The organism is Streptomyces sp. NPDC060209 (assembly GCF_042728155.1).
In the GTDB taxonomy this organism is placed as follows: domain Bacteria; phylum Actinomycetota; class Actinomycetes; order Streptomycetales; family Streptomycetaceae; genus Streptomyces.
Map to the genome: position 1 here is coordinate 1 of NZ_JBHWZS010000250.1, position 12,480 is coordinate 12,480.

Here is a 12,480-nt window from a genome sequence, read left to right on the forward strand (position 1 = left end):
CCCCGGTCGCCACCGGGGCGACCACCGAGGTGTGGCGGAATTCCTCCCGTGCGTACGGATTCGAGATGTGCACCTCGATCAGCGGGGCGGTGCGCTGGGCTGCCGCATCGCGCATCCCGTACGAATAGTGCGTGAAGGCACCCGGGTTGATGACGACCGGAATCGAACCGTCCGCCGCCTCGTGGAGCCAGCGGATCAGTTCGCCCTCGTCGTTGGTCTCGCGGACCTCGACATCGAAGCCGAGTTCCTTGCCGAGGGCCTGGCAGGTGTCGACGAGACCGGCGTAGGACGTCGCCCCGTACACATCGGGCTCACGGGAGCCGAGACGTCCGAGGTTCGGGCCGTTGAGCACGAAGACCCTGCGGGTCGTCATGCGGAGACCTCCCCGTACGCGGCGAGCAGAACGGCCGGGTCGGGGCCCTCCAGCACGGTGGGCTTGCCGATGCCGTCCAGGACGATGAAGCGCAGCAGGTCACCGCGGGACTTCTTGTCGACCTTCATGTTCTCCAGGAGCTTGGGCCACTGGTCACCGCGGTAGGTGAGCGGCAGTCCGACGGACTCCAGGACGGCGCGGTGCCGGTCGGCGGTGGCGTCGTCGAGGCGTCCGGCGAGCCGGCCGAGCTCGGCGGCGAAGACCATGCCGACCGAGACGGCCGCGCCGTGGCGCCACTTGTAGCGCTCGTTCTTCTCGATGGCGTGGGCCAGGGTGTGCCCGTAGTTGAGGATCTCCCTGAGGCCGGACTCCTTGAGGTCGCTGGAGACGACCTCGGCCTTGACCCGGATGGAGCGCTCGATCAGCTCCGCGGTGTGCGGCCCGGCGGGCGTACGGGCGCCCTGGGGGTCGGCCTCGACCAGGTCGAGGATCACCGGGTCGGCGATGAAGCCGGCCTTGATGATCTCGGCCATGCCGGAGACGTAGTCGTTGACGGGCAGCGAGTCCAGTGCGGCGAGGTCGCAGAGCACCCCGGCCGGCGGGTGGAAGGCACCGACGAGGTTCTTGCCCTCGGCGGTGTTGATGCCGGTCTTGCCGCCGACCGCGGCGTCGACCATGGCCAGCACGGTCGTCGGCACGGCGATCCAGCGGACCCCGCGCAGCCAGGACGCGGCGACGAAGCCCGCGACGTCGGTGGTGGCGCCGCCGCCGACGCCGACGATGACGTCGGTGCGGGTGAAGCCGGTCTGGCCGAGCGCCTTCCAGCAGTAGGCGGCGACCTCGACGGTCTTGGCCTCCTCGGCGTTCGGCAGCTGGATCGCGATGGCCTCGTAGCCCTGGGCCGCGAGGTCCTCACGGACCGCCTCGCCGGTCCCGGCGAGCGCCTCGGGGTGCAGGACGGCGACCCGCTTGGCCCGGTCACCGATGAGGTTCGGCAGCTCGCCCAGGAGCTGACGGCCGACGAGCACCTCGTACGGGTCTGTGCCCGCCGTGCCGGCGATCTGGATGCGCGTGGTGCCCTGCTCGGTCATCGTTGGGTTCTCCTGGCCGGACGGTACGGGCTCGCCCGTACGCTCCGGCAGTTCCAGTGCCTCGAGGATCGCCTGTGCGACCTCCTCGGGGGTGCGGGCATCGGTGGTGACGGTGGCGGTGGCCACCTCTTCGTAGAGAGGGCGCCGGGCGTCCATGAGCTCGCGCCACTGCCGACGCGGGTTCACGGCGAGGAGGGGGCGGGCCGTGTTCAGCCCGACCCTCCGTACGGCCTCGTCCACGTCCATGGAGAGATAGACGACCGGGCGGCCGGCGAGCAGGGCACGGGTCTCCCCGTCCAGCACGGCTCCGCCGCCGAGGGCGAGGACACCGGTGTGCTGGGCGATCGCGTCCCGCACCGCCTGCCGTTCCAGAGCGCGGAAGCGCTCCTCGCCGTCGTCGAAGAAGATCTCCGGGATCGCCTTGCCCGCCGTGGCCACGACGTCCGCGTCGGTGTCGCGGTAGGCGCTGCCCAGGCGGTCGGCGAGAAGTTCACCGACGGTGGACTTGCCCACCCCCATCGGGCCGACCAGGACGATCAGCGGGCCGTTCACCGGATCTGGAGGTGGGAGAGGTACGACTGCACGTTGCGGTGGGTCTCGGCCACGCTGTCGCCGCCGAACTTCTCCGCGACCGCGTCGGCCAGCACCAGGGCGACCATCGCCTCGGCGACGATCCCGGCCGCCGGAACGGCGCACACGTCGGAACGCTGGTGGTGGGCCTTGGCCGCCTCTCCGGTCACCACGTCGACCGTGGCGAGCGCCCGGGGGACCGTGGCGATGGGCTTCATCGCGGCGCGGACACGCAGCAGCTCACCGGTGGTCAGACCGCCCTCGGTGCCGCCGGCGCGGCCGGAGGTGCGCCTGATCCCGTCGGCGGTGGCCACGATCTCGTCGTGCGCCTTGGAGCCAGGCACCCGGGCGAGGTCGAAGCCGTCGCCGACCTCGACGCCCTTGATGGCCTGGATGCCCATCAGCGCGGCGGCGAGCCGGGCGTCGAGCCTGCGGTCCCAGTGCACGTGCGAACCGAGGCCGACGGGCACGCCGTAGGCGAGCACCTCGACGACTCCACCGAGGGTGTCGCCGTCCTTGTGCGCCTGGTCGATCTCCGCGACCATCGCCTTCGACGCGTCGGCGTCCAGGCAGCGCACGGGGTCGGCGTCGAGCCGCTCGACGTCGGAGGGCTTGGGGTAGACGCCGTAGGGCGCCTTGGCCGCGGCCAGCTCGACGACGTGGGAGACGATCTCGATGCCCGCGGTCTCCTTGAGGTAGGAGCGGGCGACGGCGCCGAGGGCGACACGGGCCGCGGTCTCGCGGGCGCTGGCGCGCTCCAGGACCGGCCGGGCCTCGTCGAAGCCGTACTTCTGCATCCCGGCCAGGTCGGCGTGACCGGGCCTCGGACGGGTCAGCGGGGCGTTACGGGCCTGCGCGGCCAGCACGTCGGGGTCGACCGGGTCGGCCGACATGACCTGCTCCCACTTGGGCCACTCGGTGTTGCCCACCATGACGGCGACGGGCGAGCCCATGGTCAGGCCGTGCCGGACACCGCCGAGGAAGGTGACCTCGTCCCTCTCGAACTTCATCCGGGCGCCGCGCCCGTAACCGAGCCGTCGCCTGGCGAGCGCGTCCGCCACCATCTCCGTGGTGACGGGGATACCGGCGGGAAGACCCTCCAGCGTCGCCACCAGTGCGGGGCCGTGCGACTCTCCGGCGGTCAGCCAGCGCAACCTGCTCAACGGTGCTCCTCATGCTCGCGCCTGTAACTGCAACGGCGCGACCGGGTGCGCGGCCCTGGCCCGCCACCCCCGATCCTCCCACGATCAGGAGGAGCGACCTGCCGCCGGTCCAGCAGACGGACGTTTCGGGGTCCGTCTCCGGACGGTCCTACTGACGTTCCCTCGTCGCGAGAGCCTGCTCGCCGGCCGCCCGCATGACGGCGAGCGGCGCGTCCAGACCGGTCATCTGCTCCACCTGCAGGACGGCCTGGTGCACCAGGAGGTCGAGGCCTCCTACGACGCCCGCTCCCGTCGCCGCCCAGCGCGAGGCCAGCGCGGTCGGCCAGGGCTCGTACAGCACGTCGAACAGGGTGCCGGGCGCGGCGGGGACGGAGCCGGCGAGGGCGTCCGTGGTGCCGGCCGGAGTGGTGGCGATCACCAGGGGGGCGTGCAGAGCCTCGCCTGCCGTGGCCCAGTCCGCGATCCTGACCTCGACACCGAGACGTTCGCCCCAGCCCCGCATCTCGTCGGCTCGTGCCGCGCTGCGCACATAGGCGGTGACCGGGCCGGTGCAGATCTCGGCGAGGGCGGCCAGGGCCGAGGAAGCGGTGGCTCCGGCCCCCAGGACGGCGGCGGACTCGACCTTCTCGACTCCGCGTTCGTGCAGGGCGGCGATCATGCCGGGGATGTCGGTGTTGTCACCGAGCCGTCGGCCGTCCTCCGTGAAGACCACCGTGTTGACCGTCTCGACCGACGCCGCCGTGTCGCTGATCCCGTCCAGCAGCGGGATCACCGCCCGCTTGAGCGGCATGGTCAGGGAAAGGCCCGCCCAGGAGGGGTCCAGCCCCTCGACGAAGCCGGGGAGTGCCGCCTCGTCCACGTCGAAGCGCTCGTACGACCAGTCCTGGAGGCCTAGCTCCGCGTAGGCGGCGCGGTGCAGGTCCGGAGAGAGGGAGTGGGCGATGGGCGAGCCGAGGACTGCGGCCCGGCGGCGGGTGATGCTCACTGGTCTGCCTTGTTCTCTTCGTACTTCTTGCGGTTGCGCTCGTGCTCCTCGTTCGTCACCGCGAACACCGTCTTGTCCTCGGTCACGGAGACGAAGTAGTACCAGGGCCCGGCAGCCGGATTGATCGCCGAGTGCAGCGCGTCCGCGCCCGGATTGGAGATCGGTCCGAGCGGGAGCCCCTTGATGCTGTACGTGTTGTACGGATCGTCGATCTTCCGCAAGTCGTCGACGGCCCCCACGTCCAGGGTGCTCTCAGCCCGGATGTAATTGACCGTCGAGTCGAATTCGAGCCGTCCGACGGTTTCGAGGTTGTCCGGCTTGAGCCGGTTGTAGACCACCCTCGCGACCTTTTCGAAGTCGTGCGGGTACTTGCCCTCTTTCTGGACGAGGCTCGCCACGGTGATGACGTCGAGCGGTGAGTCCAGATTCAGCTTCTTCGCGTTCTGCTCGAGATCGAGCTTTCCGTATTCCTTGTTGGCCCGGGTGACCATCTTCTTCAACGCGTCCTCGGGCTTGGAACCCTTGGGAACCGCGTACGCGGCCGGGAAGAGGAACCCTTCCAGCGGGTCCTTGATCTCGGGGTCGTCGTCCGCCCATTCAGGCAGCCCGAGGCTCTCGGCCTTCGTCTTCGCGACGTCCGCCGTGGTACCCGACTTCAGGTCGAGCCTTTTGTCGATCGCCGCGTAGACACCGGAGGTACTCGTGCCCTCCGGGATGACCAGTGCGTTCTGGCTCTTCGGGTCCAGCATCAAGGCCATGGCGCTCTCGCCGGACATCTCCTTCTTCAGGAGATAAACACCGGCTTGAACGGACTTTCCTTTGAATTTCCCGTTCTGGGCGGAAATGAAGGCGTCGGACGATTTCACGACGCCGGCCCTCTTCAGGATGTTCGCGATCTCGTTCCCGTAGGCACCGTCGGGGATCTCCACCTCGACCGAGCCGGTGCCGTCGCCCACGTAGTCGGGCGCCGCGCCGAACTGGCTCTGGTAGTACGAGTAGCCGAAGTAGCCCACCCCGCCGAGGCCGCCGACGAGGACCGCCGCGACGCCCAGGCACGCGCAGCCGTTGCGGCTCTTCTTCTTGCCCTTGCCTCGACGCTCGCCGCCGCCCCGGCGGGACTCACGCGGGTCGTCGTCGTACTCGTCGTCCTCGCGGGACCGGGAGCGGGAGTCACGCCCGTCGGCAGGCTCGTCCGCGCCCGTGAAGAAAGGATGCGTCTCCTCCTGCGGCACGTCCGGGTCCCAGTCCTGGCCCTGCTGCTGGGGTGCCTGCTCACGGTGCCCCGGGGGCTGCGGCGGAGGGTAGGCCTCGGGGGTTCCGTAGTAGTCGCCCTGTTCGCCGTAGCCGCCGGGGTTGTTGCCGTACTGGGGCTGCTGCGCCCCGTACGGCATCGCCGTGTGCTGGCCGGTGTCCCAGCCGCCGTCGTACTGCGGCTGCTGGGGGTGCTGCGGCTGCTGGGGGTGCTGCGGCTGCTGAGGGTTCTGCGGCTGCTGGGCGTAGGGGTCCTGCGGGGAGCCGTACTGCTGCTGGTGCTGCTGCGCATACGGATCCTGCTGGTGCTGCTGCGGCTGCTGCTGGTACGGGTCCTGCTGGTAGCCCTGCTGGGCGTACGGGTCCTGCGCATAGGGCTGCTGCTGGCCGTCGTACTGGCCCTGGCCGTGGGCAGCCTGGTGGCCTCCCCATCCCTGGTCCCCGTACAAGGGGTCCTCGGGATGCCACGGTTCGGAGCCGGAGCCCCGGCCATACTCAGTCATCGATCCCCTTGAGCCGCGAGACGACGCTCCGTCTCTTCGCTTTGCTGTGCGGTGTCTATTCGAACACCGGCGCATCGCGCGGAACGTTACCGTATCGCGATCAGACAACCACTTCGACGCCCTCGCCCGGGGCAGTGCCTGACGCCCGTTCGGACTCCAGAGCGTTCTGAAGGATCACCACAGCGGCAGCCTGGTCGATGACAGACCGGCCCTTCTTGGACTTCACGCCCGAAGCTCGCAGCCCCTGAGCGGCCGTCACTGTGGTCATCCTCTCGTCCACGAGACGCACCGGGACCGGTGCGATCGCGCGGGCGAACACCTGGGCGAAAGCGCGTACCTTCGCCGCCGCCGGGCCCTCGCCGCCGCCCAGGGAGCGGGGCAGCCCGACGATGACCTCGATCGGCTCGTACTCCTCGACGATGCGGCCGAGCCGCCGGTGGGCGGACGTCACGTCCCGTCCCGGCACGGTCTCCACCGGCGTGGCGAGGATCCCGTCGGGGTCGCACGAGGCGACCCCGATACGGGCGTCACCGACGTCGATGGCGAGTCGGCGTCCACGGCGCATCTGCGACATGTCCGACGTCACGCCGTCTCGGCGACGAGGCGTTCGACAGCGGCGACGGCGTCACCGATGGCGTCCGGGTTCTGGCCGCCGCCCTGGGCTACGTCCGGCTTGCCGCCGCCACCGCCACCGAGGGTCTTGGCGGCGGTGCGCACCAGGTCACCGGCCTTGAGGCCGCGCTCGCGGGCCGCCTCGTTGGTGGCGATGACCGTCAGCGGGCGGCCGTTGGCCGTGGTGAACAGGGCCACGACGGCCGGTCGGCCGCCCTGGATCCGTCCGCGCACGTCGAGGACCAGCTTGCGCAGGTCGTCGGCCGAGGTGCCGTCCGGCACCTGTCCGGTGACCAGCGCGACACCGCGTACGTCCTTGGCCGACTCCACGAGCCCGGCGGCGGCCTGGAGGACCTTCTCCGCGCGGAACTTCTCGATCTCCTTCTCGGCGTCCTTCAGCTTGCCGAGCATGCCGGCGATCTTCTCCGGGAGCTCCTCGGAGCGGCCCTTGACCAGCTCCTGGAGCTGGGCGACGACCGTGTGCTCCTTGGCGAGGAAGTTGTACGCGTCCACGCCGACCAGGGCCTCGATGCGGCGCACACCGGAACCGATGGACGACTCGCCGAGCAGCTTCACCAGGCCCAGCTGGGAGGTGTTGTGGACGTGCGTACCGCCGCACAGCTCCTTGGAGAAGTCCCCGATGGTGACGACGCGGACCCGCTCGCCGTACTTCTCACCGAACTCGGCGATGGCGCCCTGCTTCTTGGCGTCGTCGATGGACATGACCTCGGCCTGGACGTCGAGTTCCCGGGCGAGGACCTCGTTGATCTTCTGCTCGACGTCGGTCAGGACCGTGCCGGGTACGGCGGCGGGCGAGCCGAAGTCGAAGCGGAAGCGGCCGGGCGAGTTCTCCGAACCGGCCTGGGCGGCCGTCGGGCCGAGAGCGTCGCGCAGGGCCTGGTGCGTGAGGTGGGTGGCGCTGTGGGCGCGGGCGATGGCGCGCCTGCGCGTGTTGTCGATGGCGGCGAAAGCGGAGGCGCCGACGGTCACCTCGCCGACCTGGACCGACCCCTTGTGGACGGAGACGCCCGGGACCGGCTGCTGTACGTCGCGGATCTGGATGACGGCGCCGGTGTCGAGCCGGATGCGCCCCTGGTCGGCGAGCTGGCCACCGCCCTCGGCGTAGAAGGGGGTGCGGTCGAGGACGACCTCGACCTCGTCGCCTTCGGTGGCGGCGGGCGAGGGCACGCCGTCGACGAGCAGGCCGACGATCTTCGACTCGCCCTCGATGCTGGCGTAGCCGGTGAACTCGGTGACGCCGGCGGTGTCGGCGACCTCACGGTAGGCGGACAGGTCGGCGTGGCCGGTCTTCTTGGCCCTGGCATCGGCCTTGGCCTTGTCCCGCTGCTCCTGCATGAGCCGGCGGAAGCCGTCCTCGTCGACGGAGAGGCCCTGTTCGGCGGCCATCTCCAGTGTGAGGTCGATCGGGAAGCCCCAGGTGTCGTGGAGCAGGAACGCCTTGTCGCCGGCCAGCACCTGGCCGCCGGCGGCCTTGGTCTCGGTGACGGCGGTCTCGAGAATGTTCGTGCCGCCCTTGAGGGCCTTGAGGAAGGCGACTTCCTCGGCGAGAGCGACGGTCTCGATGCGCTTGCGGTCGGTGATCAGCTCCGGGTACTGCTGCCCCATGGTGTCGACGACGACGTCGACGAGCTCGCGGACGACCGGGCCGGTGGCGCCCATGAGGCGCATGTTGCGGATGGCGCGGCGCATGATGCGGCGCAGGACGTAACCGCGGCCCTCGTTGCCGGGGGTGACTCCGTCGCCGATGAGCATCACCGAGGTGCGGATGTGGTCGGCGACCACGCGCAGCGAGACGTCGGAGCCGTGTTCGGCGCCGTAGCGCACGCCGGTGAGCTCGGTGGCCTTGTCCATGACGACGCGCAGGGTGTCGGTCTCGTACATGTTCTGTACGTCCTGCAGGATCATGGCGAGGCGCTCGAGGCCGAGTCCCGTGTCGATGTTCTTCGACGGCAGGTCTCCCAGGATCGGGAAGTCCTCCTTGCCGTCGCCCGCGCCCCGCTCGTACTGCATGAAGACGAGGTTCCAGATCTCCACGTAGCGCTCGTCGTTGACGGCGGGGCCGCCCTCGACGCCGAACTCGGGGCCGCGGTCGTAGTTGATCTCGGAGCAAGGGCCGCAGGGTCCGGGGACGCCCATGGACCAGAAGTTGTCCTTCTTGCCCAGGCGCTGGATGCGCTCTGCGGGGACGCCGATCTTGTCGCGCCAGATCTGCTCGGCCTCGTCGTCGTCCAGGTAGACGGTGATCCACAGCCGCTCGGGGTCGAGCCCGAAGCCGCCGTCCTCCACGGAGTTCGTGAGCGCCGCCCAGGCGAACTCGATGGCGCCTTCCTTGAAGTAGTCGCCGAAGGAGAAGTTGCCGCACATCTGGAAGAACGTGCCGTGCCGGGTGGTCTTGCCGACCTCTTCGATGTCCGGCGTACGCACGCACTTCTGCACGCTGGTGACGCGCGGGGCGGGCGGCTTGACCTCGCCCAGGAAGTACGGCTTGAAGGGAACCATGCCCGCGGGGACCAGCAGCAGAGTCGGGTCGTCCGCGATGAGCGACGCCGAAGGCACGACGGTGTGGCCGCGCTCCTCGAAGAAGCTCAGCCAGCGGCGGCGAATTTCAGCCGACTCCATTAGTGGTCCTCATTCCGGTTGTTCGAGTTGTAGGGAAGTGATCGGTGGGTGACGAGTTCGGGGTCGTCGGCCGCCTCGATGCCGAGCGCCCCGCCCAGTTCGGCCTCGCGCCTGACCATGCCCTCGCGGACGTCGAGGGCGAAGTCCTTCAGCTTGTGACCCGCCTCGATCGCCTTGTCGGCGGCCTGCGCCGCGAGGCTCTCGGGAGTCAGCTGCCGGATCTTGCGGTTGACCTTGGTGGTGGCCCAGACACCGGCGGCTGCGCCGGCGGTGAACCAGAACGTACGGCGGAACATCGCTGGGTCAGTCCTTCTGTCCGCGGGAGCTTCGGCCGTTCCGCTTCTTGTCACGGGCGGACGGCACGGTACGGCCGACAATCACGGTGCGGCGGGAGGTCCGGCGGTCCGGTTCCGGCTCGGCCGCGGTGCGGCGGCCGAGCGCCTGCCGCACCCCGTAGCCGAACGCCGCGACCTTCACGAGCGGGCCGCCGAACGTCGAGGCGACGGTCGTGGAGAGCGCGGAGGCGTTGGAGGTGACCTCCTGGACGTCGCTCGCGATGGCGTCGACCTTGTCCAGCTGGGTCTGCGCGGAACGCAGGGTGGCGGAGGCGTCGGCGAGCAGCGGGACCGCCTGCTCCGTCACGTCCGCCACCAGTGCGGTGGTCGCCCTGAGCGTCTGGGCCAGCCTCACCAGTACAACGGCGAGGAAGGAAACCAGGATCGCCCAGAAGACAGCCACCAGGATGCCGGCCACCTCTCCACCGGACACAGTGCACCGCTCTCTGCTCGTCGCCCGCATCGGCCGGGACCTCTCCCCGCCGGTATCTGCCTGTCACCGGTCGGCCGGCGCGTCCTGCCACCACTGCCGATCGTCGTCCCCCGAGCCTATCGCGCCGGGCGTCGCGCGCCGTACCGCATTACGGGCGGGCGGCGCGGGTCCCGAAAGCGGGGAGATTGTACGGAGAGCTTATGTGCCAGTACTCTGCGTGTTTCATGCGACGCCCTCAGCGCCCCTCCTCCACGCCCGACGATGCGGAGCCCGCCCCTGTGCGCGGAAATCTCCCGGCGGAGCTGAACACGTTCGTGGGACGCGACGCCGAACTGGCCGAACTGGCCGAACTCCTGGGCGAGTCCAGGCTCGTCACCGTGGCGGGGGTCGCCGGGGTCGGCAAGACCCGGATCACGACCCGTGTCGCGGCCCTCATGGAGAAACGGTACTTCGATGGTGTGTGGATCGCCGAGCTGTCGGCCGTCCACGACCCCGAGTTGCTCGAACACGCACTGGTCACCGCGCTGGGGCTGACCGACCACACCAGCAGGCCGCCTCGCGCCGTGCTGATCGAGCACTGTGCGGAGCGCCGGCTCCTGCTCGTGATCGACGGCTTCGAGCATCTGGCCGACACGTGTGCCGAACTCGTACGGGAACTGCTGCGCCGGGCACCGGGACTCCAGGTGCTCGCGGCCGGCCGCCGGCCGCTGCGGGTGGACGGCGAGCGCACCTTCCCGCTGATGCCGATGACGGACGACGACGCCCTGGAACTCTTCGTCAGGCGCGCCGCCGCGGTCTACCCCGGATTCCGGCCGGCGGACGGCGACCGGGAGACCGCACGCGAGCTCTGCCGCCGGCTCGACTGCATCCCGCTGGCCCTGGAGCTCGCCGCGGGACGGCTGCGGGCCCTGACGATGGAGCAGGTGCTGCACCGCCTCGACGACCGGTTCCGGCTGCTGACCGGGGGCAGTCCGAGCGCGCTCCCCCGGCACCAGACGCTGCGCACGGCCATCGGCTGGAGCCATGAGCTGTGCGCTCCCGAGCAGCGGCTGCTCTGGGCACGGCTCTCGGTGTTCGCCGGACAGTTCGACCTGGAGGCCGTCGAGTACATCTGCAGCGGCCCGGGCCTGCCCGCCGACTCCGTGCTGGACGTGCTGGACGAACTGCTGGCGCAGTCCGTGGTGCTGCGCGAGGACTCGGCCGTCGGCAGCCGCTACCGGCTGCTGGACACCGTGCGCGAGTACGGCGCCGAGTGGCTGCGGGCGACCGGTGACGCCGAGCGGCTGCGCCGCAGGCACCGGGACTGGTACCTGGGGCTCGCGACGTGGTGCGAGCTCGACTGGTTCAGCCCCAGACAGGCGGAGGCCGCGGCCCGGATCGACAGCGAGCTGCCCAATCTCCGCCGCGCGATGGAGTGCTCGATGGAGAGTCCGGAGGAGGTCCATCTCGCGCAGTATCTGGCGGGCACTCTCTGGTTCTACTGGGCGGGCTGCGGACGCCTCTCGGAGGGCCGCCACTGGCTGGACCACGTCCTGGAGGAGGAATCCCCCTACGACCATTCGCGGCTGAAGGCCCTGTGGGTGCTCGGTTACGTCGCGGTGCTGCAGGGGGACCCGGTCTCGGCGGTGTCGGCCCTGCAGGAGTGCCGCGAGGAGGGGGAGCGCTCGGGGGACGCCACCGCCGTGGCCTACGCCGTGCACCGCACGGGCTGCCTCTCGATCGTCACGGACGACCCGGTGCGCGCCGAGGAGCTGTTGCGCGAGGCGCTCGGGCGCTACCGGGAGATCGGCGAGCTGAACAGCAACGTGCTGATGGCCCAGGTCGAGCTGGGCATGGCCGTGGCGTTCCGCGGGGACCTGGACGCGGCCGCGGTGATCTGTGACGAGGTCCGTGAGATCTGCGAGGACCACGGTGAGCGGTGGACCCTGGCCTACGCGCTGTACGTCCTGGGCTACGCGGCCCTGCAGTCGGGGCGGAGCGGGCGGGCGCGCCGGATGCTCGGGGAGTCCCTGTCCATCGCGCACGCCTTCCACGACCTGCTCGGCACGGTCCTCTCGCTGGAGCTGCTGGCCCTCATCACGGTGACCGAGGGCGACGCGGCGGAGGCCGCGGTGCTGCAGGGAGCGGCGGACCGGATGTGGCCCTCGGTGGGCCTGCCCCTGTTCGGATCCGCCCACTACGGCAGGCCCCGGGCCGAGTGCGAGGAGCGGGCGAGGGCGGAGCTCGGTGACACGCGGTACGACGTCGAGCGGCGCTCGGGCCGCCGGCTGGACGCGCAGACCGCGGTGGCGCGGGCGCTCGACGCCGGGGCGGACGACGGCGCGGCCCCGGAGGACGACGGCGCGGCCCCGGAGGGCGCCCCGGGCGCAGGGCCGGCCGGGGAAACGCGAAGGCCCGCCGCCTCCCGTACAACAGGGAGGGGCGGGCCCGAGCTCGGTTGAGAGCTACGCCTGCGTCAGCGGGCGTAGTACTCGACGACGAGCTGCTCGTCGCAGATGACCGGGATTTCCTTGCGGTTCGGGTC

The 12,480-nt window shown here is 70.6% G+C and carries 10 protein-coding genes and 1 pseudogene; 1 reads left to right on the top strand and 10 read right to left on the bottom strand.

All coding sequences use genetic code 11. From position 1 onward, the window contains the following. The 9 genes from ACFWFI_RS32895 to ACFWFI_RS32935 all read right to left on the bottom strand — a co-directional run. Nucleotides 1-373: type II 3-dehydroquinate dehydratase (locus ACFWFI_RS32895; RefSeq protein WP_387397402.1), on the bottom strand; the 373-nt coding region annotated here is incomplete at its 3' end. Beyond that, nucleotides 370-2,016: a 3-dehydroquinate synthase gene (gene aroB, locus ACFWFI_RS32900; RefSeq protein ID WP_387397405.1), complete on the bottom strand. Its 1,647-nt coding sequence runs from the start codon at nucleotides 2,014-2,016 to the stop codon at nucleotides 370-372. The genes aroB and ACFWFI_RS32895, both read right to left, overlap by 4 nt. Next, nucleotides 2,013-3,197: a chorismate synthase gene (gene aroC, locus ACFWFI_RS32905; protein WP_387397408.1), complete on the bottom strand. Its 1,185-nt coding sequence runs from the start codon at nucleotides 3,195-3,197 to the stop codon at nucleotides 2,013-2,015. Before aroC ends, aroB begins: the two co-directional genes overlap by 4 nt. 148 nt (nucleotides 3,198-3,345) lie before the next feature. Continuing rightward, entirely contained in the window at nucleotides 3,346-4,182 is an 837-nt protein-coding gene (locus ACFWFI_RS32910) for a shikimate dehydrogenase (protein WP_387397411.1), read from the bottom strand. Continuing rightward, nucleotides 4,179-5,936: an endolytic transglycosylase MltG gene (mltG, locus tag ACFWFI_RS32915; protein WP_387397413.1), complete on the bottom strand. Its 1,758-nt coding sequence runs from the start codon at nucleotides 5,934-5,936 to the stop codon at nucleotides 4,179-4,181. The genes ACFWFI_RS32910 and mltG overlap by 4 nt, the downstream gene beginning before the upstream one ends. Before the next feature lie 100 nt (nucleotides 5,937-6,036). Beyond that, on the bottom strand, nucleotides 6,037-6,510 hold the full coding sequence (gene ruvX / locus ACFWFI_RS32920) for a Holliday junction resolvase RuvX (protein ID WP_387397417.1): 474 nt from the start codon (nucleotides 6,508-6,510) through the stop codon (nucleotides 6,037-6,039). An 8-nt stretch (nucleotides 6,511-6,518) separates the two neighbouring features. After that, nucleotides 6,519-9,188: an alanine--tRNA ligase gene (gene alaS, locus ACFWFI_RS32925; protein WP_387397419.1), complete on the bottom strand. Its 2,670-nt coding sequence runs from the start codon at nucleotides 9,186-9,188 to the stop codon at nucleotides 6,519-6,521. Continuing rightward, nucleotides 9,188-9,484 (bottom strand): DUF6167 family protein, encoded by a 297-nt coding sequence (locus tag ACFWFI_RS32930; RefSeq protein WP_387397422.1) that lies wholly within the window; start codon nucleotides 9,482-9,484, stop codon nucleotides 9,188-9,190. The genes alaS and ACFWFI_RS32930 overlap by 1 nt, the downstream gene beginning before the upstream one ends. 7 nt (nucleotides 9,485-9,491) lie before the next feature. After that, nucleotides 9,492-9,941 carry a DUF948 domain-containing protein gene (locus ACFWFI_RS32935; RefSeq protein WP_387397424.1) on the bottom strand — a complete coding sequence of 150 codons (450 nt, stop codon included), beginning with the start codon at nucleotides 9,939-9,941 and terminating at the stop codon, nucleotides 9,492-9,494. Between the two features lie 239 nt (nucleotides 9,942-10,180). Between ACFWFI_RS32935 and ACFWFI_RS32940 the strand changes: the two genes are divergently transcribed. After that, nucleotides 10,181-12,397 carry an ATP-binding protein gene (locus ACFWFI_RS32940; RefSeq protein ID WP_387397427.1) on the top strand — a complete coding sequence of 739 codons (2,217 nt, stop codon included), beginning with the start codon at nucleotides 10,181-10,183 and terminating at the stop codon, nucleotides 12,395-12,397. Between the two features lie 14 nt (nucleotides 12,398-12,411). Here ACFWFI_RS32940 and ACFWFI_RS32945 read toward each other — a convergent pair. Beyond that, nucleotides 12,412-12,480, bottom strand: a pseudogene (locus ACFWFI_RS32945) (30S ribosomal protein S4); the annotation flags it as partial.

What these genes read in the sequence shown, in the direction of transcription:
- mltG (WP_387397413.1), bottom strand. Translation starts at nt 5,936, where the DNA reads ATGACTGAGTATGGCCGGGGCTCCGGCTCCGAACCGTGGCATCCCGAG.
- ruvX (WP_387397417.1), bottom strand. Translation starts at nt 6,510, where the DNA reads ATGTCGCAGATGCGCCGTGGACGCCGACTCGCCATCGACGTCGGTGAC.
- alaS (WP_387397419.1), bottom strand. Translation starts at nt 9,188, where the DNA reads ATGGAGTCGGCTGAAATTCGCCGCCGCTGGCTGAGCTTCTTCGAGGAG.
- ACFWFI_RS32930 (WP_387397422.1), bottom strand. Translation starts at nt 9,484, where the DNA reads ATGTTCCGCCGTACGTTCTGGTTCACCGCCGGCGCAGCCGCCGGTGTC.
- ACFWFI_RS32940 (WP_387397427.1), top strand. Translation starts at nt 10,181, where the DNA reads ATGCGACGCCCTCAGCGCCCCTCCTCCACGCCCGACGATGCGGAGCCC.